Genomic DNA, 24853 nt, shown 5'->3' with positions numbered 1-24853 from the left:
ATTTTTAGTTATGCAAAAGAAAAAGCATTTGAAGAAAGTATTAACGACAACTGCACTCGGTGCTATTGGCGGGGTGTTGATAGATAGTAAAGTAGCTTTGGCAGCAGAGCCAATAACTGATACAGTAAGTGAAACAGAGGTAGCAAGTGAACGTGCATATTCTACAAATGAGTTAGGGAATGTTATTTTAGTGGAAGAAGGCGACACACTAAATACGAGTGAAGCAAACGAGTCAAGAGAAGATAAGACAGAATTAGATAGAGACGGTCGTCAAAGCGATAGTGAAAAAGTTAACTTAAAAGAAAGCGATCAAGAGATAGAAGGATTACCTATTGGAACAGTAGAAAATACAATAGGCATTTTAGTGAAAGTCACATATACAGATATTGAAAATGGAAAAGTCGTATATTCTGAAAATCATTCTACGTATGGGACAAGTACAACAGATGTTGCTGAAACATTGCTTACTATTCGTGCAGAAGATATTAAAGATTATCAACTAGCACCTCATCAAGAGCAGACTATTCAACAAGTTGTTAAATCTGGACAAAAAAATATTGTCAATTTTAATATTGTTGCACGTAAACCTGTACAGCCTAGTGCTACAACACAAGATGAGACAGCTTATAAAGAAATAACCAAAAGAAGTGTACGTGATGTTGCAACAGATACATCTGATTTGAATCATGTGTTGAGAAATGCAAGTGATGAGAATACTAATCCTTATTTGACAATAGAGCGTTATTGGGGGAATGAACGTCAAAATCGTAATGTGAATTATACAGTTGTGAAAAATGGTGAAACAGTAGAATTGTCTTATAAAATGGGGTTAACACGTATTGGATCTGATGAAGTTGAACTAACAGAAGATGCTAAAAAATTAGGATTAACCTATGATCCGGTAGCCAATTATATTACAGGTTCTGTCACTCTAGATGGAACAATTGAACTAGGAAAATATGTGATTGGATTAGTGTCCAAAGCTGATCCGGGAGTAAAAGCCACAGCAGATTTTATTATTAATTCACCTAAAGGATTTGTTTTACGTCCAATGTATGGAGTAGACTGGAGTGATACGGCATCACAGTATGATTTTTTAAGAGGGTTAAATGGTGGGAAACACGAAGATAATGTTCGTTTTAATACAAGATATCCAGTTGGTGTGGGAACTCAATATTGGAATTCAATTAATTATGGTGTCATATCTGGAGCAGTTAGTGATAACAGTTATGGTGAAAAACGTCATAACAACAATCAGAGTCTTCCAGAATATTCTGAAGTTCAAGTAGTAGACGGGGTAGCTAATCCAGCAAACCGTGTGACGTATGCACTAAAAATGACAACAACGCCATTTGGTTATTTTTTGCCAGGCAATAAAACTGTTGCTGATGCAAAAAAAGATACGGTTCAATATTTTGCTGAAATTCCTATTGTATCTTTAGATTCTATTAGAGATTTGAATAATAAACAAGTAAAAATTGTATCATTTGAGCAGATTGAGGGACAAGATAATGGTGTTACAGTTGAGTTGATTGATATTCGCGAAAAAACTGGTAAAGAAATGGGTTTTAAGGGAGAGGCAGATAATACTGAAAAAGGTGCTGGTTATGCATGGACACCACATAAAGATGATAGAAAGTATAATGATGCTGAACATAGAGAATTTATAAGTAGTGATCCTAATAAAAAAGTCGTAAACATGTATTTAAGAGAGGGAGGAGCAAGTACCGGATTAGCGTATTCTCCATATTTACTGCGTTTTACCCATTTGCCTAGTACAGCAGGGCGTTATACTGCAAAAGTTAAACTATTGGATAGTGTCGGTATTGAAAAAATATTCAACTTAGATATTACAACAGAAGAACGTTCACAAGATGGATCTCTAACAAATGCAGATGTAAAATTTGATGCTGAAAAACAGTTTCTTGATAAAGGAAATGTGTATGTTCCTGTGGATAGTGCTGAGCAAGTTTTAGGAACAGTTACTAAAAATAAAGAAAACGCAACATTAAAAGCTGTTCTATTCCCAGATGGAACAGAATTGAATGCGCAGGGACAAGTGGTAAAAAAAGCTGGAGTTGAATTGGCACCAGGCAAGTATACGTTTGAAGTTAAAGCCATTGACGGACATTTTGGAGATAATGCTCCTGTACGTGTATTCACATTTGAAGTTGTTGATAATATTAATCCGATTGCACACCAAGTCTGGACTGAGGGGCAGGCTATTCCGGCTATACCTGTAAGTATGCAAAAAGGAACAGCCATTTCTGAAATTAGTATTATTCCAGAAGATAATGCAGAATTTGCTTATTTCACGGTTGATAATGAGAATTCTTCTATTACTGGATATGCCATTAAACGAACTGATACACATAAAAAAGCTCGTGTAGATGTGAAATACATTAATAATGACGGAACAAGTACAATTGTATCCACCACCTTTACGTACGAAGTTCAGCCTTTAGAAGATAATGATTTGGAATTGTCTGTAACAAATGCTACTCAAACAGTTGAAGAAGGACAAGATTGGGAACCAATGGTCATTAGTCATACAGACGGTGCAATATTACGTGTTGACACATCTAAACTTCCATTAGGAACACGCTATAATGAGCGGACAAAAACGATTGCTGGATACGGATTGTATGAAGGGGTTTATACTGTGCCGATTACTGTAGAAAAAGAAGGAAAAACAAAAGTAGCAATAGTATCGTTAACAGTGACACCGGGGAATTTTGTAGTAGAGCATATTAGAGAAACGATTCCTGTTGATTCAGCGTATACTTATAAGATTAATGTGCCAAATAATGTATCTATTGATACAATTTTTGATTTACCTAATGGGTTAAGTTATGATGCAAACACTAAAACAATTTCAGGTATACCAACTAGTGTTGGGAATTTCAATGGGTATGCAAATTATGTTCGAACTAAGGCAGATGGAACAACGAATATGACTGAAGGGAATGTATACATTACTGTAACACCCAAAGACATAGATGTTACAACTGAAGATAGAGAGTTGTTCGTATTAGATGAAATGGCTCCATTGACATTAAAAGCAAGTGATGGTGCAGAAATTAGAGTTGATACAGGGCGACTCCCAGAAGGTATTAAATATGATGAGCAAACTAAAACATTTTCAGGTACACCAACTCGATTAGGAGAGTACGAAATTCAAGTTAGTGCGTTCTATCCACATTTGGAAAATCACCCTACAGTGAATAAAACAGTATCTATCCACGTTAAAGAAAGACCGATTGATGTAACAGTTGAAGATAGAACAGTTGTGATTACTGATGAAATGACACCAATTGTTTTAAGTGCTAGTGATAAAGCACAAATTACATTGCCTAATGCACATTATCAGTTACCACCTGGAGTTAGCTATGATCCAACAACACGTCGAATTAGTGGTTCCCCTACTAAACTTGGAACATATTACATTGATGTAGAGGCTAAATACCCAGTTGATTTTCATCAAACTGCTCAAAAGACGTTAATTATCACAGTAACACCAAAAATAGCCGATTTAGTAGTTGACGATAGAACGGTTCAAGTTTTAGATGAGATGCCCCCATTAACGTTAACAGCGAGTGATGGTGCGTTGATTACTGTAGAGTCAGGAAATCTACCTAATGGAGTCAGCTATAATGCAGATACTAAGACAATTTCAGGTGCACCGACTCAAGTAGGAGAGTTTTACATTAGAGCAAGTGCGAATTATCCTAACTTACAAGACAACCCAGCCACAACTAAAACGTTTAAAATTACAGTAACACCAAAACCGATTGATGTAACGATTGAGAACAGAATAGTTAAAGTATTAGATGAAATGAACCCAATTACATTAACAGCAAGTGAGGGAGCAAGTTTAAATGTAGTAGGATTACCAACCGGTACCACGTATCATGCAGATACTAAAACAATTTCAGGCACACCAACTGTGGTGGGTGTATATGATGTATCAGTTGAGGCAAGTTATCCAAATGCACAAAATAATCCTGTCGTTAGAAAAACATTGACTATTACAGTAACACCACTAGAAGTGAATGTGGTTGCTAATCCAGAACGTCAAAATATTGTATTAGGCAATGCGTTAACAAATGTTGTTGTAACACCAAGTCAACATGCTGAAGTCATTTTGAATACTCCTTATGGAGAATTATCAGAGGCACGTATTCATGACTATGTGCAGACACAGTATGGTATTAGTTATGATAAACAAACAAAAACATTTTCAGGAATACCTAATAAAGTGGGAACTTTTGAGTTACGTGTGAAAGTTAAGAATCCTGATGAACTAGGGGGAGCAAGTGCAGCAACATCATTCGGTTTTACCGTGATTGATGATGTATTAGATTTAGCGGTAACAAATGCTAATCAAACGATTTTATTAGGGAAAGATGTTCGCCACATGGTTATTTCACATACAGATGGAGCAACATTAACGTTTGATGAAACAACATTGCCAGAAGGATTAAGCTATGATGCCACAAGTAAAACAATTTCAGGAACACCAACAAAATCGGGACGCTATGATTTGGCAGTAAATGCGACAAGTTTAAATGGAAGCAAAACAAAATCTGTAGTCATTACTTTAGACGTTATTGAATTGCCAAAACCAGAAGCCACTAAAGAACAATCAGCAGATCCACGTGTAAACCCTATTATTGAAGGGGGAGCAACAGTATCTGGTACAGGTGTTGCAGGAGCAAATATTTCTGTTGTGTTGCCAGATGGGACAGTAGTGCAGGAAACAGTAAATTCAGACGGAACATGGACTGTAGAGAACGCTATTCCGTTCATCAAAGGACAGACTGTCACAGTGAAACAAACAGAGGGAGATAAAACAGCTAGTGATGCTATAAATATAACCGTAGTGCCTCAAATTACCCAAGGGGATACCGGAGCAACTGGGGAAAAAGGCGACAAGGGAGATAAAGGCGATACCGGAGCAACCGGAGAAAAAGGTGACAAGGGAGACAAAGGAGATACTGGAGCAACCGGAGAAAAAGGAGACAAGGGAGACAAAGGAGATACTGGAGCAACCGGGGACAAAGGCGATACCGGAGCAACCGGGGAAAAAGGCGACAAGGGAGATAAAGGAGATACTGGAGCAACTGGGGAAAAAGGCGACAAGGGAGACAAAGGAGATACTGGGGCAACCGGAGAAAAAGGCGACAAGGGAGACAAAGGAGATACTGGAGCAACCGGGGAAAAAGGAGACAAGGGAGACAAAGGAGAAACCGGAGCAACCGGGGAAAAAGGAGACAAGGGAGATAAAGGAGATACCGGAGCAACCGGGGAAAAAGGAGACAAGGGAGACAAAGGAGATACCGGAGCAACCGGGGAAAAAGGCGACAAGGGAGACAAAGGAGATACTGGAGCAACCGGGGACAAAGGAGACAAGGGAGACAAAGGAGATACTGGAGCAACCGGGGAAAAAGGAGACAAGGGAGATAAAGGAGATACCGGAGCAACCGGGGAAAAAGGAGACAAGGGAGATAAAGGAGATACTGGAGCAACCGGAGAAAAAGGCGACAAGGGAGACAAAGGAGATACTGGGGCAACCGGGGAAAAAGGAGACAAGGGAGATAAAGGAGATACCGGAGCAACCGGGGAAAAAGGAGACAAGGGAGACAAAGGAGATACCGGAGCAACCGGGGAAAAAGGAGACAAGGGAGATAAAGGAGATACCGGAGCAACCGGAGAAAAAGGAGACAAGGGAGATAAAGGAGATACCGGAGCAACTGGGGAAAAAGGAGACAAGGGAGACAAAGGAGATCCAGGAAGAGACGGTATTGACGGAAAAACACCAACAGTTGAAACGCAAATAGGCAAAGGTGATAATGGATTAGGTGTACAGGTAGATGGCACTTGGATTATTGTAAAAGATGGAAATGGTGTTGAAATAAACCGTACATTTGTGCCACATGGACAAAACGGTGTGGATGGCAAAGACGGAAAAACACCAAGTGTAGAAACACAACGTGGGCAAGATGAAAATGGACAAAGTGGTGTTTGGGTTATTACAAAAGATGGCAATGGTCAAGAAATTAGTCGAGCGTTTGTAAAAGACGGTATCAATGGAAAAGATGGAAAAGCACCAATTGTTGATGTAGAAGTAGGATTAAAAGACAAAAATACAGGAATTTGGATTATCATTAAAGATAGTGACGGTATAGAAGTGAGTCGCCATTTTATAAAAGATGGCAAGGACGGAAAAACACCAACAGTAAAAACAGAGTCAGGCAAAAATCAAAGTGGACAAAGTGGTGTTTGGATTATTGTAAAAGACGGTGATGGTAATGAAATTAGTCGTGAATTTGTAAAAGATGGCATTTGTGGATGTCATAAACCAATAGAGTCAACAGACCCAACTAAACCGACAAATCCAACAGAGTTAACAAAGCCAATCAAACCAATAAATCCAAATGATTCAACATATCCGACAAAACCAAGTGAGGATTTACCATTCCTTTCAATCTATGAACCGGAAGAAACTAAACAAAATGAATTAAATCAAACAGAATCACCTAAACAATTACCTTATACAGGGACAGCTGTTAGTGGATTTTTAGAAATTAGTGCATGGCTAGGATTAACGACTGGAAGCACACTATTGTATGTATCAAATCGTCGTAGAAAAGATGCGAAGTAATTGAATAATCAAAACTCCTGATTTTTAGGAGTTTTGGTTTGGTTTTGATTTTAAAAATTGCTTAATTTTATTAAGCGATTGATAAAATAAAAAGGGGATAATATTTTTGAAAAATGAAAAGTAAACTATTTAATATGTGAAAATATGTTAAGAGTAGACTTTTTATATGATGTATGTTTAAAAAATAAAAATAAAGCATTAGGAGGTTGATGTGATGAAAAAGAGTACATGGGGAAAAGTTAAAGTGTATGCTATTCGTAAATTTGCAGTAGGTGCGGTTTCAGTAGGGATTTGTACAAATTATATATTGTCTGCTAGCACTCCAATGATTGCTTACGCACAAGAAATGACTAGGCAACAAAAAGTTTTAGCAATATTTAAACTTGATGATAATATTAGTGCGACACATGCATTCATGCAAAATCCAGAACCGAATTTGGCAGATGCGCAAAGTCAAATAGATACATTAAGTCAGATTGTAGACTCGCAAAATAAAATGGAGTCTGACTACACACCAGAATCTTGGAGCGTGTATCGAGATGCCCTAAGTCATGCACGATCTATTTTAGAACAAGCTAGATCCAGTCATGAGCAGGTAGCTACTCAAAGCGATAAAGTATCTAATTATGCTAATGAGTCGTATACCATTCGTCATTCTAAAGATAATGAGCAAGGCGAAAGTAGATGGGCATACAATATTGCTACAGATGATGAAGTAAATCAAGCACATGCACGTTTAACACAAGTGTGGGAAGATGTTCAATCCTATAAATCTGATTATCAGCGTATATTTGGACAACCTGACGCACATAATCCTTTGATACAGGCAAAAAAACAACTTGATGCTGCAATTAGCCAGTTGAAAAGTTCAGACACAATTGCTCAAAATGTAGAAAAAGAAAATATTTTTGATGATCGTCTTATTAGAAAAGTGGATGTACAAAATATACATCAGTTAACTGCTGAAGATAAACAAAACATTGAAAAACTCATCAATAATGTCGTAGCAGGTTATGAAGAGTATACGCTTGATTATCAAGATTCTAATATTGTCATCACATATACTGGAGATGGTTCACAAACGGTTTTTCCATTAGAAAAATTTGTTAACTCAAAAGAAACAAATACACAACCAAAAGACGAAACGACACCAGAAACAAGTGTACAACCAAAAGACGAAACGACATCGGAAACAAGTACAGAACCAACAGACGAAACGACACCGGAAACAAGTACAGAACCAAAAGACGAAACGACACCGGAAACAAGTACACAACCAACAGACGAAACGACACCGGAAACAAGTACGCAACCAAAAGACGAAACGACACCAGAAACAAGTACGCAACCAAAAGACGAAACGACACCAGAAACAAATACACAACCAACAGACGAAAAGACATCGGAAACAAGTACAGAACCAAAAGACGAAACGACATCGGAAACAAGTACAGAACCAAAAGACGAAACGACACCGGAAACAAGTACACAACCAAAAGACGAAACGACACCGGAAACAAGTACACAACCAAAAGATGAAACGACATCGGAAACAAGTACGCAACCAACAGACGAAATGACACCAGAAACAAGTGTACAACCAAAAGACGAAACGACACCGGAAACATCTATCACCTCTAAGGAAGTAGTTCGTACAGAACCTATTCCGTTTGAAGTGGTTTATGAAGCTGATGTGACTAAGGATGTGCCATTGCGTGAGATTGTACAAGAAGGTCAAGACGGAGAAAAAAGGGTTGTCTTGAATGAGGACGGTACAGTAAAATCCGAAACGGTTACAAAACAGGTTGTTAATCGAGTAGTAAGGGTAGGTACGAAATCTGTTGAAACGGTAATCAATCAAGTTTATCCTATTCAGTATGTTGCAGATGACACGTTAGATTATGGTAAACGTCATGTAGACATGAGTGGTGTCAATGGAAGAGTAACAACAATAAAAACATATACATTAGATAGTGTAACAGGTCAAGTGATTGAAAATGAACCAACAATAGAAACCATAAATCCTATTACAGAAATAATTAGAGTAGGGACAAAATCTCATGTTGTTAGTGAATCAATTGCTTTTGATACAATACGTCAAAATGACGATACATTGGATAAAGGCATTGAACGTGTAGAAGTTGACGGACAAGAGGGGATAAAAACAACGACAACACGTTATACATTAGATGTCAAAACTGGTCAAGTCAATATTGAACAGCCAATCGTAACATTAACAAATCCGATAACAAAAATTATCAAAGTAGGGACAAGAGAAGTGATTGTTTCTTCAACAGAAACAATACGTCACGAAATTGTTCCATTTGCGACTGTTTATGTGGGAGATATAACAAAAGCATTGGGAGAAAAAGACACTGTTGTTGAGGGACAAAATGGGGAAAAAGAAATTGTGTTAAATGCTGACGGCACAATAAACTCTGAAAAAATAATCAAAAAGGCTATAAATAAAGTGGTTAAATTAGGGATAAAACCAACAGAAACGGTTGATTTACATGCATATAAGACACAGTATATTGCAGATGACACTTTGCCTTATGGGGAGAGAATTGTTGTTGTAGAAGGGCAAATTGGGACAACAACAACGATTATAACTTACGGAGTGAATGCAATAACAGGAAGTGTTATAGTTAATCCACCAATTATAGATAAGATAGATCCAGTAACAAAAGTAACGCATGTTGGTGTTAAACCACAACAACACGTTACACTCAAGCCATTTACCACTCGATTTATAGCAGATGATACTCGTCATTATGGAGAATATGACACGATTCAAGTTGGGCAAAATGGATTAGAAACAACGACGATAACATACACAATAAATGATAGAGGAGTAATCAGTACACACTTGTCAACTTTAGTAAGTGTTGAACCGATTTCTGAAATTGTTAAAGTTGGAGTAAAATCTGACTTTAGAGATGAAGTGATAGCATTTGATACGCTTTATCAAGAGGATACTCGCATTGAACGTGGAAAAGAAATTGAAGTTGTATCTGGACGTCAAGGTATTAAGCGTATTGAAACAATATATACATTAGATACACAAACAGGCGATATAAGTAGTCAAGAAGTGGAGCATATAGTCATACCTGTGGTTCATCGCCAAGTTAAAAAAGGCAGTCCATTACCACTTTTAGAAATTCAAAATTTAGAGGATAAGACACAACCTTTAAGTATACTACCAGAAACAGGAGAAGCTAGTACACAGTTTTTAAATGTTGTCGGTATGCTTTTAGGATTAAGTGGAGTACTTATGTATAAAGGGATGCATAAGAGAAAAGAAAGTAAATAGTTAATTTAGATAGTATGAAATTGATGAAGTATTGATTTCATACTATTTTAATATTTTTTTAGAGCAAACTATCTTATAAAGTAGTGAACTATTAATAGCCCTTATGTAATAAATAACTTTAATTATGTTTTATATAAAAAGCTAGTTCATTATGATAAGTTATAACAAATAGATTGTGTCATAACAAATAAATTAACACACAAATATCAGTCATATTTTTAGGAGTTATTACGCAATTTAAAGTATTTGTCCAAGAGGCATTTACAAATGGAAAGAAAAAAGGATATACTAGAAACAAATAAAACATGGGGAGTTGTGCTTATGGAACCAATATTTTTAAAACCTGTGCTTCAAGAAAAAGTATGGGGTGGTAATAAGTTATATACAGAATATGGATTAGAATTGCCAAAAGATGCAAAAACAGATGCAATAGGAGAAGCATGGTGTATTAGTGCACATCCACACGGGGTGTCTACAGTAATTTCACCAAGCCAATATAAAGGTATAGGATTAGATGAATTATACCAAAAAGAACCTCAACTATTTGGAAAGAATGAAACAGATGGACGTTTTCCATTATTAACTAAAATTTTAGATGCAAAAGAAAATTTATCTGTTCAAGTTCATCCAGATGATACGTATGCTCAAGAACACGAGGGAGAATTGGGAAAAACAGAATGTTGGTATATTATGTCAGCAGAACCGAATGCTAAAATTATTTATGGTCATCATGCAAAAACACCAGAAGAATTTTTAGATAAAGTTAATCAAAAAGACTGGAAAAATTTATTAGTTGAAGTTCCCGTTAAGGCAGGAGATTTTTTCTACGTGCCACACGGAACAATTCATGCTATAGGAGAAGGTATTGTTATTTTAGAAACACAACAAAATTCTGATACAACGTATCGAGTATATGATTATGATCGTGTTGATGATAAGGGAAATGCACGTGATTTGCATATCCAACAATCTATTGATGTAACGCAGTTTCCAGACAAAAAACCGGAATTGAATACTCGAATTAAAGAATATCCTAAAGCAACTGTTACAACGTATGTAGATAATCATTTTTTCAAAGTTGAAAAATGGGAAGTAAATGATGAATTAGAGTGTCAATTGGGACAAAATTATTATTTAGCTACAGTAATTTCTGGACAAGGGGAATTGAATTTTGGAGATGCAGTTTATCCATTGCATACAGCAGATTCATTTATTTTACCGTATGGTGTTAAGAACGTACGTTTTACAGGTAAACTAGAGCTTATCGTATCTAATACACCGCTATAATTAGATATATTGACAATTAAGACTAACAGTTTAGATAACATTGCTTTTGCAAATATGAAAGAGGTACAGAATATGATTCAATTTCCAAAAGATTTTCTTTGGGGAAGTTCAACGTCTGGTGTGCAAAGTGAGGGATACGTTGCACAAGACGGTAAAGGAGAAAGTAATTGGGATTATTGGTTTAAAAAAGAACCGTATAAATTTCATCAAGGGATAGGGCCACAAAAAGCGAGTACATTTTATGAAAACTATGTGGAAGATATTGAATTTTTAGAAAAAACTGGGCATACAGCATTTAGAACATCTATTCAATGGTCACGCTTAATGCCAAATGGGGTAGGAGAAGTCAATCAACAGGCTGTAGTATTTTATCGTGACATGTTTAAGCGTATAATTGATAAAAACATTAAATTAATTGTTAATTTATACCATTTTGATATTCCGTACGCATTACAAAAAAATGGTGGTTGGGAAAATAAAGAAACAGTTTATGCTTATGCAGAATACGCTAAAGAGTGTTTTGCTTTGTTTGGAGATTTAGTTGATACATGGATTACGTTTAATGAACCTTATGTTCCAGTAGAATGTGGCTATTTATATCAATACCATTATCCATGTAAAGTAGATGCCAAAGCAGCTGTACAAGTGGCGTATAATACACAATTGGCAAGTGCTTTAGCCATTAAACATTGTCATGAACAACATGCACATCATCGTATTAGCATTGTATTAAATTTGACACCAGCTTATCCACGCAGCCAACACCCAGAAGATGTTAAAGCTGCTCATATTGCTGAATTATTCCAAGCAAGAAGCTTTTTAGATCCTTCTGTAAAAGGAGAGTATCCTCAAGAACTTATTGACATATTGAAAGAGCATCAGTTGATGCCAGAGTATACTCAAGATGAGTTACGTGTGATTAAAGAAAACACAGTTGACTTTCTAGGTGTCAATTATTATCAACCATTGCGTGTAGCTGCGCCGAAATATGCGCCACATCCTAATTCTCCATTTTTCCCAGAGCATTATTACGACCATTATGTTATGCCAGGAAGAAAAATGAACCCACATCGTGGTTGGGAAATTTATGAACGTGGAATTTATGATATTGCGATGAATATTAAAAATAATTACGGAAATATTGATTGGATTTTAACAGAAAATGGCATGGGTGTTGAGGGCGAAGAAAAATATTGTGTAGACGGAATTATTCAGGACGATTACCGTATAGACTTTTTCAAAGGACATCTTATTGAACTTCATCGTGCCATTCAAGATGGAGCAAATTGCCAAGGTTACCTTGTTTGGACATTTATTGATTGTTGGTCATGGTTAAATGCTTATAAAAATAGATATGGCTTAGTATCTCTTGATTTGCAAACTCAACAAAAAACAATAAAAAAATCTGGCTACTGGTTTAAAGAACTTAGTCAAAATAATGGGTTTTAACAGTTGTGAAAGTAGGTTGACACATTAAAGCAACCTACTTTTACTTGCCTGAATGATATTTAGTCTGTGTAAAGGCGAATAAACAAGACTATAATATTTATGAAAATTATTGAAAAAATAAATGGTAGAAGATAAAAAATATATAAAATAGCGTAGAACCGTTTACGTTATTGTTGTGTGAAAAAATCTCTTAAAAATAGAAGAAATCAAACAAAAACGCCTACTTTTTTACATCTTGTAAAGTGTTTGAAATGCACTTAATTCAGTTAAAACAAACAAATTTTCTATTCTTTTTGTAATAACATATAATTTGTAGAATTTTAACTATAGTCAGCATATTTTCAAACGGTAAATAAATGGTATGATATAGATGTAATCAATGAAAGCGTTTGAAAGGAAGGAGTGAAAAACTTGAAAAATAAACTGAATATATTACGTAAAAACTTAATATTTTTAATTATGGTTATACCTGGAGCCATTTGGCTAGTTTTATTTTTCTATATACCCGTTCTAGGGAACTTAGTTGCATTTAAAGACTTTCATCATACAGGGGAAGGATTTATTGACAGCTTAATTAAGAGCGAGTGGGTCGGATTGGACAATTTCAAGTTCTTATTTAATTCTTCAGATGCGGCAACTATTACTAAGAATACACTTGGATATAATCTAGGATTTATTACGATAGGTTTAATTTGTGCAGTGGGGATAGCAATTATTTTTAGTGAGATGCGTTCCAAACGCTTAGTAAAAGTTTATCAAACAGCAATGTTATTACCACACTTTTTATCATGGGTTATTATTGCATTCTTTGTCTATTCATTTTTAAGCCCAGATAAAGGGGTTATCAATGCATTACTGAAACAATTTAATATGGAGCCAGTCAATTGGTTTCATGCGCCAGCATTTTGGCCATTTATCTTACTGTTCTTAGGTGTTTGGAAAGGCTTGGGATATAACAGTATTGTCTATTATGCAAGTATTATGGGAATTGATCCTTCTTATTACGAAGCCGCAGTTATGGATGGGGCAACAAAATGGCAACGTGTCCGTTATGTCACTATTCCACAACTTATTCCACTTATTACAATTTTAACGATTTTGGCTGTCGGAAATATTTTCAGAGCAGACTTTGGGTTGTTCTATCAAATTCCACAAAATTCAGGATCATTATATAGTGTAACACAAGTATTAGATACTTACGTATATCGTGGAATCTCTGGAACTGGAGATATTGGTATGGCAGCAGCAGCGGGCTTATATCAATCAGTTGTAGGATGTGTTCTATTAGTAGGTGCGAATTTCATTGTACGTAAAGTGGATAAAAATTCAGCGTTGTTCTAGGAGGATGTTAGATGAGTAAACAAAAAATTGATACAGTTAGTATTCATGCCTTTAGTAAACGTAGTAATTTTTTCTTTAGTTTATTAATTGGAATTTTAGCATTATCATGTATAATTCCGTTTGTATTTGTTGTTATTATTTCGTTTACAGACGAGGCAAGTTTATTAAAAAATGGTTATTCTTTTTTCCCAAGTGGATGGAGTTTAGCCGGTTATGAATATTTATATGAATTAAAAGATCAAATTCTTTCTGCTTTATTTGTCACAGTTTTCATTACAATTGTAGGAACGACATTGAATGTCTTTTTTACAACAACTTATGCCTATGCAATTTCAAGAAGCACATTTAAATATAGACGTTTCTTTACAATATTTATGCTTATTCAAATGTTGTTTAGTGCAGGGGTTATTCCTACATATATCGTTGTGACAACATTTTTAAATTTAAAAGACACATTGGCAGCTTTAATTCTACCAATGATGTTAAGTCCGTTTAATATTATGTTAATGCGTTCATTCTTTAAAAAGACAGTTCCAGAATCTATTATTGATTCTGCACGAATTGACGGAGCAAGTGAGTGGAGAATTTTCTTTAAAATTTGCTTACCACTAACTTTACCGGGAATTGCAACAATCAGTTTGTTTACAGCATTAGCATTTTGGAATGATTGGTATAATGCTTTGCTTTATATCCAAAGCCCAGAATTAGTTCCATTACAATATTTACTGATGAAAATTCAAGCCAATCTTGAATATATGGTAAATAATGCGGCGGCACTTGGTGGAGCTCAATTATCTTCTGTTGGCTCAAGTATTCCTCAAGAAGCAACACGTATGGCAATGGTTGTACTAGCAACTTTACCAATTGCTTGCTTCTATCCATTCTTCCAACGTTATTTTGTCAAAGGATTAACGATTGGTGGCGTGAAAGAATAATCAATAGTTATTCACTTGAGAGGAGTGATGCACGAAAAAGTTGTTAAATTTAGGTATCAATTATTATATTATTTTATTATCAAAGGAGAATACATTATGAAAATGTGGAAAAAAATGGCATTAACAGGTGCTACTTTAACAGCAGTTTTAGCTTTAGCAGCATGTGGTAACGGAAGCAGTACTAAAAAAACTGGCGAATCAGAAACTAAAAAAGATGAAAAAACATCAATTTTAATGTACCAAATTGGTACAGCTCCAAAAAATATGGATAAATTGATGGAAAATGCAAACAAAATTATCGGTGAAAAATTAAACGCTAAGTTAGAAATTAAATACATTGACTGGGGCGATTATAAAGAAAAAATGTCAATCATCACATCTTCTGGTGAAAATTATGACATCGCATTTGCAGATAATTATGTTGTAAATGCTCAAAAAGGTGCTTATGCAGATTTAACAGAGTTATACAAAAAAGAAGGTAAAGAATTGTATGAAAGTTTAGATCCTGCCTACATTAAAGGAAATACAATCAACGGCAAAATTTATGCTGTACCAGTTAATGCGAATGTGGCATCACAACAAGTATTATCATTCAACAAAAACTTGGTAGATAAATACAATTTAGATATTTCTAAAGTAAATTCTTATGCAGACTTAGAACCGCTATTGGCTGTGATTAAAGAAAAAGAACCTGGAATTGTACCTTTCCCAGCAGGACAAACATCAGCAAACTTCTTCCATCCATTAGGAAATGAAATGCCATTTGGTGTTGACCATGACGGAGATACAACTAAAATTGTAAATCCTTATGAAGTAGAAAGCTATAAAGAAAAATTAAGAGTAATCCGTGGTTTCTATCAAAAAGGATATATTCCAGCAGATATTGCAACAAGTAAAGCAACTTATCCATTAGAAAAAGAAACATGGTTTGTTCGTGAAGAAACACAAGGACCAGCAGACTTTGGTGATAGCTTATTAACAACTGTTGCAGGTTACCCAATTGTATCTCGTCCAGTGACAGCAGCGTATAAAACAAGTGGATCAACACAAGTAGCAAACTTTGTTATTTCTAAAACATCTAAAAATAAAGAAAAAGCTATGGAAGTATTAAACTTATTAAATACTAATAAAGAATTATTAAATGGTTTAGTATATGGTCCAGAAGGCGAAAACTGGGAAAAAGACTCAGCAGGTGAAAACCGTATTAAATTATTACCAGGTTACAAATCAGATACTCGTATGTCAGCTTGGAACTTAGGTAACAACTATATCTTATATACAACTGATAAAGTAAAAGATGCAGATATTGAACAATCTAAAAAAGTATTAAAAGAAGCTAAAGAATCTCCAGCTTTAGGATTTACTGTAAACACAGATAGCATTAAATCTGAAATTTCAAGTGTTCAAAACGTTATGAAACAATACATTAAAAATATTGGAACAGGAACAGTTGATCCAGATCAAGCTATTGAAGAAATGCTAACAAAATTAAAATCTGAAGGTTCATACGAAAAAGTATTGAAAGAAATTCAACGTCAATATGATGAATTTTTGAAAAATAAAAACTAATTTTAATCATTTAATATCCTAAATTTGACACGCATAAAAAGTATAGACACATTATTCTATAATGTCCTCTATACTTTTTATGTTTTTAGTAATAGGTTTATCTGCTTTCTACATATATACCTAGCTTAAAAACAAATAAATATTGTATCCTCATAATAGTTTATCCTACTGTTGTTCTTATTTACTATAAGGTATCAAGTATAGACGTGTAAGGGAATTGTAAAAGCAGCATGCATTAGGCTTGAGGATAATCTAAGTTTGTGAATTGAATGATTTTTTATTTATTAAGATTAATCTTTATGCCATGTTTTCCTAAATAATGTAAATATAAAAGGTGAAATACTATTTTAGTAGACGACTATGGCAAACAGTAACAACGTAAAGTCACTAGTAAAACGCTAAATATAGTCATGTTCTGTTAATAATATATACTTTAGGAGAGTAATCAAGTGATATGATGTGCTATTTAAGTAAAAAATGATTATAAAAATCGGGCCAATTATTTATCGTAGGTGTCTATTAATATATATAGTCACTAGCATCATAGAGAATGATGTTTGCTTAGAAATAATGAAGGAATGTTTATTTTACCTTGATTTTTTGGTATAATAAGAAAAAAACTAGGAGGATTGTATGGAACGTTTATTAGAGAATATTTTTTTAAGAGTATTTTTTATTATGAGATTAAGTATGATTTATATCGTTATGCTCGTAGCAGGCTTTTTTATTTTCGGATTTACACCTGCAAATGCGACCGTTTTATACATGTATCGCCAATATCGTATGGATGTTAGTAAATACCATTTTGCTGATGCATGGAAATATTATAAAACTATTTTTTGGTCGACTAATGCGCTAGGAGGTGTTCTAGGTCTAAGCATCAGCATTATGGCATACGGTTTATATTTATTGGTTCAATTACCTAATCAATCCATTTTCACATTATTATTCAGTATCATTAATGCCTTTATTATATTTTATATACTTTGTGTTTATGTAGTATATTTAAAATTACACGTGTATTATGAATTTCGACTATTTATTGGATTAAAATTATCCGCCATAGCTGTATTTTTCAGCATTAAATCTTTAGCAAAATTAGCGATTGGAACAGCAATTTGTACCTTTATTTTATCAAAGGTAACGCTAATTGTAGCTGTGTTCATTCCAATTATTTGGTTAATGTTTGTATTTGATGTATTAGATCCTATTTATGAACGTGTGGCACAATACTATCAAGACTAGGTGTTGAATATGAAGAAAATATTAATTCATTCACTATTAAAAAGCTATTCAGTTGTTGTAGTCATTATTATTATCTTTTTTGCGAGTGTGTTATCTTTTTTAGGGTGGCAGCAAACTGTAAATGATATGGCTCATGTTCAGCAGCAAATCATTGAACAGCTTAGAGATGAAATTGTTTATGAAATCAGCCGTTCAAGACTAGAGATATATGATTTTATTGGAGATAAAGACAAACTAGAAAGTGTATATAAATATTTTTCACTTAATCCAGAAGAGTACCAATTATGGAGATTGCATCATCCTTTTTTATTTGTTAAAGAAATGTCTTTTCATAATAATATTGCAAATATTTATCGTCGGCATTCCTTTATCAAAGGTATTGATATTGCTTTAAATGCTGAGAATAAAGTTTTTGTATCCACTGCTGATGAAAAAGGTGGTGTACAAGTATTGGCGTCTGAGTATATCGCACCAAACAATAGTTTTGCGATTAATTTATATGATTCAGCATCTTCAAATGCAATTGGAGTGGCGTACATTACCATTGATGTTGAACGTTTGAATCAGTTAGTTGCCAGTGTAACAAATATTCCCGTATCGGCTGTTGTAAAAAGCAATTATGGTAATGAATTGTACACATTAAACAAAGACTTAGACACATCATTTTCAACGAGCTTATCGGTAGATGATTTTGTGTTGACCGTTGCAGTATCAAAAGAACATATTTTTTATGAATTGGTTAAACTTTTACTGTTTATCTTTATTGGAAGCGTCATTTTAATTAGTATTTTACTCACATTATTACAAAAAATATTTTTAAAATACAAACGTCAAGTAGAAGATTTAGTAATGACCATTCAAGTGATTGCAGAAGATGATAAAACAAGACGAATTGATGTAAGTTCTAAAGAATTTGAAATGCATCTTATTTCTTCGGAAATTAATCGTATGCTAGATTCCATAGAAAGTTCTGTCAATAAAATCTATCTACTAGAAATAGCACAGAAAGATGCCAATATGAAAGCGTTACAGGCACAAATCAATCCACATTTTTTATATAATACGCTAGAATTTTTTAGAATGTATGCTATTACAAAACAAATGGACGAATTGGCTAATATGATTTATGCGTTTTCTAGTTTATTAAGAAGCAGTATTTCTCAAGAAAAAATGACAACTATTGAAGAAGAATTGGCATTTTGCGAAAAACACAGCTATATTTGTCAAATTCGACATCCAAAAGCCATTGCATACTCGTTTATTATTGATGAAGGATGCCAAAACATTAAAATACCACGGTTTACAATTCAGCCACTTATTGAAAATTACTTTGTCCATGGAATAGACTTACGTCGTACAAATAATGCAATAAGTGTGAAAGTTATGCGAAAAAGACAAGGTGTTGAAATGATTATTCGAGATAATGGAAAAGGAATGTCTGAGGAAACTTGTGCATATTTAACAAAAATTTTAACAACACGTGATATTTCTAAAATAGGTATACCTACGCAATCTATAGGTATTGTTAATGTGCATGAAAGAATGTTGTTGCACTTTGGGAATAACTATGATATTGAGTTACATACTAAAGAAAATGAAGGGGTAACATATCACATTTATTTACGGGGACAAGAAATTTTTAATGAATAAATTAAATAGATGTAGACTAAATAGAATAAAGGAGAGATAGAGTGTATAAATTAATGATTGTTGATGATGAGTACATGATTTTGGAGGGAATGAAATGCTTTTTGGATTATCAGTCTTTGCATGTTGAAATTGTTCATACGGCAGAAAATGCTGAGAGTGCATTGCAATATATCAAGGAAAATCATGTAGATATTATTATTACTGATGTGACAATGCCGGGAATGTCTGGTTTAGAAATGATTCAAGAGATTTATCAAAAAAAACTAACGATTGAATGTATTGTGATGTCAGGTTATCAAGAATTTGATTATGTCAAAAAAGCAATGAGCTTAGGTGTAAAAAACTATCTAGTGAAACCTATTAATAAAGAAGAATTGGAACAAACAATTCGCCGTATTGTGCAATCAAAATTGCAATCAGCTAGTCGTCCACTCGATTTTCTAAAAGGCTATCCTGTCAATGCTGATGATGTAATGGAGGATATGGCTTGTGATAAGGACATGTATTTGGTGGCTAGCTATGATACTATTCCAGCACTTATTTCATTGGAGCGACACGTTCAAGGGAAAGTTATTCATTTCTCTATTGTGGATACGCTTGTGGACAATATCATCTATGCAGAAAAATTAATACACCATACACTTTTTGAAACATTTAAAACAAAAGTTGAGAAGATTATGTTTTATGGAAAATTAGGCGAAAATAAAGACATGCTTTGGGAAATATACAATGATATTTACCCGTCAATTTTAGCTGGAAAAGTAAATGACTTTTTGGAAAAATTGCCTGCTGTAAAAAGTGAATTAGAAAAATGGACACCAGATGTTCATCTGACACAACAGTTGTTTATCCAATTAATGATGGACGTGTACCAATACTTTAATCGTGTTGGGCATGAGGACTTACAAACATTGTTTACATCTGTTAGACAATACCAACTCTTCAATGATTTAATTCAATTTATTTCAAACGAATTACTAAATATGATTGAGTTACATCATTATAGCCATAATGTTAAAAAAGTATTAACTATTATTAGTCAAGAGTATCAAAGTGATTTGACTTTGAAAGTTGTTAGTCAGCGATTATTTATTAATACTGTTTATTTAGGACAAATTATTAAAAAAGAAACATCTTTAACATTTGCTGAACTGTTGAACAAACAAAGAGTTAAAGTAGCACAACAACTATTATTAGGAAGTAATGACAGTATTGACCTTATTTGTTATAAAGTAGGGTACAGTAATGTAGGATATTTTTATAAAACGTTTAAACGTTTATGTGGAGAATCACCAAAGGCTTATCGTAAACAAATTTTAAGTTTGAGATCGGAATTAAATGAACATTAGAGATTAAGGAGTTTCTATGAACGAACAAGAATTTATATCTCTTTTTCCAGAAGCTGAAATACATCAACAGTTTCCAAAAACAAAGAGCTCAATTGTATTGCCCTTGTCATTAGGGAGATGGATAGAATTAGATAATAAATGTATAACGTTTATACAACAACAAGCTATTCGTACCTATTATGATAAAGAAACAACCAGTCATTTAGAACATCAACCATGGTATCGTTACCTCATATTAGAGAAAGACTTTGTTCAGTTTGAGTGTACAAAAATTCAGTTTATCCATATACATTTATATCAAGGTAAAACATTCCAGAAAGATATTCTTGGTATTTTTCAAGCGTTTTTTCCTAATCTTTTAGCACAATGTTATATGAGCGACAGTAATCTCATATTTATTCTTGACCAAACTGTTCTTACTATAGATCAAGAGGCTTTAAGTGATATTACAGCGACTATAGAAATTGATTTTGGTGTAAAAATGGCGGTATTAGTTGGACAAATATGGGAGAGTGCCAAGAGTTTATTGCCAAAATTATTTCAAATAGAGCATAAACTGTTTTATCAATGGGTGAAAGAGTATGAGCGTTCCACATGTTTATTATTTAGCCAATTAGTGTTGTGGGGACAACGCAATGCTCAAGGGGACATCTTATTTTTAACAACATATTTAAAGCAGATTATTCAAAATCATGAACAATTGAGTGACGTTATTAAAATGCTTTGGCATGAGGGAGCGGTGTTGACGAAAACTGCACAAAATTTGTACATGCACCGGAACACATTACAATACAAGCTAGATAGATTTTATGAGCAGACAGGACTGTCTTTAAAACGAATGGACGATTTAGCACTATGCTATTTTGTGCTAATGGATAGTGCTTTCTAATATGAGATGAAACAAAAAGTATAAGAATATCTTTAAAGATAAGGGGATAAAAGTATTAAGAATGAAAAATACTCATGAATAGAACATAGGGTAGAGAAAAAATATAAATAATAAAGTGACTTTAAATGAGGTATCTATAATCTTTAATTTAAAGTCATTTTTTGGTGTAGTATGAATTGTGTTTATGAATAGAAATAGCTCGTAAATATATTACTAAGTTGTTTATCACTTGACTACTAAAAAACATGACGAACTCTACAAGAAACATGTGTATCATATTGTTATAAAGCGTATTATTATCAACTTAAGCAACTTGCACAAGTTTTAGTTAATTTTTCGTGCAATTTGATATAGCCTTAAAAAACGTTTTCAATTATAATGTAAATATCATAAAAAACATTATATAGAAATCTAGACAGTTTACAGATAATGGAAAATCTAGTTTTGCTGTATAAGCAGAAAATAGAAAAGAGGACAAGAAATGGTTCAATTAAATATTAATAATGTTTATAAAAAATACCCAAAAAGTGAACATTATTCAGTAGAAAACTTTAATTTAGATATTAAAGATAAAGAATTTATTGTGTTTGTAGGACCATCTGGATGTGGAAAATCAACAACTTTGCGTATGATTGCAGGTTTGGAAGATATTACAGAGGGTGAAGTTTATATTGACAATGTATTGGTCAATGATGTGGAGCCCAAAGACCGTGATATTGCAATGGTTTTCCAAAACTATGCGTTATACCCACACATGACAGTTTTTGATAATATGGCATTTGGATTGAAGTTGCGTAAATATTCAAAAGAAGAAATTAAATCACGTGTAGAGCAAGCAGCAAGTATTTTAGGGTTAACGGAGTTATTAACACGTAAACCTGCTGACTTATCCGGTGGACAACGTCAACGTGTTGCAATGGGTCGTGCGATTGTTAGGGACGTAAAAGTGTTCTTAATGGACGAACCTTTGTCAAACTTAGATGCAAAATTACGTGTGTCTATGCGTGCAGAAATTGCTAAAATTCACCGTCGTATTGGTGCAACTACAATCTACGTGACACACGATCAAACAGAGGCAATGACATTAGCAGATCGTATTGTTATTATGAGTGCTTCTAAAAATGAAAGTGGAACAGGAACAGTTGGTCGTGTAGAACAAATTGGAACACCTCAAGAATTATACAATTATCCAGCAAACAAGTTTGTAGCAAGTTTCATTGGTAGTCCGGCAATGAATTTCTTTGAAGTGACATTAAATGATGGTGTGATTTCAAACGGAAAATCATTCTCATTGACATTGCCAGTAGGAAAACGTAAGCATTTAGAAGAAAAAGGATATAATGGAAAACGTTTAGTTTTCGGTATTCGTCCTGAAGACATTAAGGCTTCAGAACTAGAATTGAATACTTATTCTGATTCTATTATTACATCAGAAGTTATGGTATCTGAATTATTGGGTGCAGAATCAATGTTATATAGTAAAATTGATGAGTTTGAATTTATTTCTCGTGTTGATGCTATTGATTTTCATGAACCAGGTTCATCAGTGAAGTTAGCATTTAACTTAAATAAAGGTCATTTCTTTGATATTGACACAGAAAAAGCGATTTAATCATATCAGCTGGTTGTAATGTTATACAACCAGTTTCTTTGTTAAAAGGTGGTATACTGCCTTTTAACATATTTTAAATAAGGAATTGGATACGTGCAAAAAGAAAAAAGGACATAGATTTTTCTAAAATAATATTTGATGGTTAAAACTGTAAAGCAATAGTGTATATAAAATGAAATCATGATTTGATAAGATATATATTAAAATAGAGCAATTAACGTAAATTCTTTTATTTGGATAGAAAAGTCTTAAATAATGGCATAGTTTTAACATTTTCATTATGATAGAATAAATGTATCTATAAAAAAGGAGCGATAAAATGTTATTAGGATCAATAGAAGCCGGTGGAACAAAATTTGTTTGTGGTATTGGCAATGAGAATATGGAAGTAATAGAGCGTGTGACGTTTCCAACGACAACACCTGAAGAAACAATGGAGCATGTATTTGCTTTTTTTGACAAACATAATTGTGATGCAATCGGAATTGGTTCTTTTGGGCCGATTGATATTGATAAAACATCATCAACGTATGGTTATATTACAAGTACACCAAAAATTAAATGGGTAAACTTTAACTTTTTAGGTGCTATGAAAGAACGTTATCCAAATACACCTATTGGCTGGACAACTGATGTTAATGCTGCTGTTTTAGGAGAGCATGGTTATGGAGCAGGAAAAGGCTTAAAACATGTTTTATATTTGACAATTGGAACAGGTATTGGTGGAGGTATGGTGTATAATAATGCTCTTATGGAGGGGTATAATGCTCCAGAAATGGGACATATTTTAATTCAACCAGTTGTAGATGATCATTTTGATGGCACGTGCCGTTTTCATAAACATTGTTTAGAAGGCATGGCTGCTGGACCGTCTTTTGATGGTCGATTAGGAATTAAAGGTGCTGATGTACCGATGGACCATGTTGCTTGGGAATATGTTGTTCAGTATATTGCACAAGGGTTATATACATATACATTAACGTTAGCACCTGAACGCATTATTTTGGGTGGTGGTGTGATGAAAGCACCGGGAATTTTAGATAGAGTTCGTACACATTTTGAATTATTAAATAATCAATATGTCAAAACTCCACCAATTAATGAATACATTGTTTTACCGGGATTAGAAGATAATGCTGGTATTACTGGGGGCTTTGTTTTGGCAAAAAATCAATTACGTTAATATTTATATCATTTAGATATAGTAAATGATTAGATAGGTATACGATATATTACAACTGATAAAATGTTTTAGTAAGCACATATGTAAAGACGGAAAACTGAAGATTTATGTATGAATTTAGGCTTTAAATTAAGGAATAATCTCTTTGATTTAAAGCCATTTTTATATTTTTGAGGGAGAGTAATAGCATATAGCTGTATTAAAAAACGTGAAACCAATTTATTGATTTCACGTTTCAGACTGTTGACAAATATAACTGTCAGCGGTCTTTTTTCGTATAACATTTATTTTATACATTTTTCCTCACTAACTGTTATAATATACATATATAAATTGAAAGGATACACCTACTATGTTCTATCAAGAT

13 protein-coding genes are annotated in these 24853 nt (G+C 33.8%); all 13 read left to right on the top strand.

Annotation, left to right across the window (positions count from 1 at the left end; all coding sequences use genetic code 11):
• The first annotated feature begins 10 nt into the window (after positions 1-10).
• The 13 genes from E4T68_RS09500 (at position 11) to E4T68_RS00450 (ending at position 24486) form a co-directional block, all read left to right on the top strand.
• A complete protein-coding gene (locus E4T68_RS09500) occupies positions 11-6664 on the top strand; it encodes a putative Ig domain-containing protein (protein ID WP_209305042.1) in 6654 nt (2217 codons plus the stop codon).
• Between the two features lie 214 nt (positions 6665-6878).
• Positions 6879-9977, top strand: a complete 3099-nt coding sequence (locus E4T68_RS00505; protein WP_135123050.1) for a G5 domain-containing protein — start codon at positions 6879-6881, stop codon at positions 9975-9977.
• 267 nt (positions 9978-10244) lie between these two features.
• Positions 10245-11264, top strand: coding sequence for a mannose-6-phosphate isomerase, class I (manA, locus tag E4T68_RS00500; RefSeq protein WP_228099197.1), 1020 nt, complete (start codon positions 10245-10247; stop codon positions 11262-11264).
• Positions 11265-11336: 72 nt separating this feature from the next.
• Positions 11337-12713 carry a glycoside hydrolase family 1 protein gene (locus tag E4T68_RS00495; RefSeq protein ID WP_135123048.1) on the top strand — a complete coding sequence of 459 codons (1377 nt, stop codon included), beginning with the start codon at positions 11337-11339 and terminating at the stop codon, positions 12711-12713.
• 459 nt (positions 12714-13172) lie between these two features.
• Positions 13173-14054, top strand: a complete 882-nt coding sequence (locus E4T68_RS00490; RefSeq protein ID WP_167753753.1) for an ABC transporter permease subunit — start codon at positions 13173-13175, stop codon at positions 14052-14054.
• Between the two features lie 11 nt (positions 14055-14065).
• On the top strand, positions 14066-14989 hold the full coding sequence (locus tag E4T68_RS00485; protein WP_135123044.1) for a carbohydrate ABC transporter permease: 924 nt from the start codon (positions 14066-14068) through the stop codon (positions 14987-14989).
• Positions 14990-15085: 96 nt separating this feature from the next.
• On the top strand, positions 15086-16558 hold the full coding sequence (locus E4T68_RS00480) for an ABC transporter substrate-binding protein (RefSeq protein WP_135123042.1): 1473 nt from the start codon (positions 15086-15088) through the stop codon (positions 16556-16558).
• A 633-nt stretch (positions 16559-17191) separates the two neighbouring features.
• Complete coding sequence (locus E4T68_RS00475) at positions 17192-17803, top strand: DUF624 domain-containing protein (RefSeq protein ID WP_135123040.1); 612 nt, start codon at positions 17192-17194, stop codon at positions 17801-17803.
• Between the two features lie 9 nt (positions 17804-17812).
• Positions 17813-19453 (top strand): sensor histidine kinase, encoded by a 1641-nt coding sequence (locus tag E4T68_RS00470; protein ID WP_135123038.1) that lies wholly within the window; start codon positions 17813-17815, stop codon positions 19451-19453.
• A gap of 41 nt (positions 19454-19494) precedes the next feature.
• Positions 19495-20802, top strand: a complete 1308-nt coding sequence (locus E4T68_RS00465; protein WP_135123036.1) for a response regulator transcription factor — start codon at positions 19495-19497, stop codon at positions 20800-20802.
• A gap of 16 nt (positions 20803-20818) precedes the next feature.
• Positions 20819-21691 (top strand): helix-turn-helix domain-containing protein, encoded by an 873-nt coding sequence (locus E4T68_RS00460; protein ID WP_135123034.1) that lies wholly within the window; start codon positions 20819-20821, stop codon positions 21689-21691.
• Positions 21692-22172: 481 nt separating this feature from the next.
• Positions 22173-23303, top strand: coding sequence for an ABC transporter ATP-binding protein (locus E4T68_RS00455; RefSeq protein WP_135123032.1), 1131 nt, complete (start codon positions 22173-22175; stop codon positions 23301-23303).
• Positions 23304-23622: 319 nt separating this feature from the next.
• Positions 23623-24486: an ROK family protein gene (locus E4T68_RS00450; RefSeq protein ID WP_135123030.1), complete on the top strand. Its 864-nt coding sequence runs from the start codon at positions 23623-23625 to the stop codon at positions 24484-24486.
• Positions 24487-24853: the final 367 nt, after the last annotated feature.

This window comes from Granulicatella sp. WM01 (genome assembly GCF_004570605.1).
GTDB lineage: Bacteria > Bacillota > Bacilli > Lactobacillales > Aerococcaceae > WM01.
The sequence above is the reverse complement of the archived record's forward strand: the minus strand, read 5'-3'. Positions and strand labels throughout refer to the sequence as shown.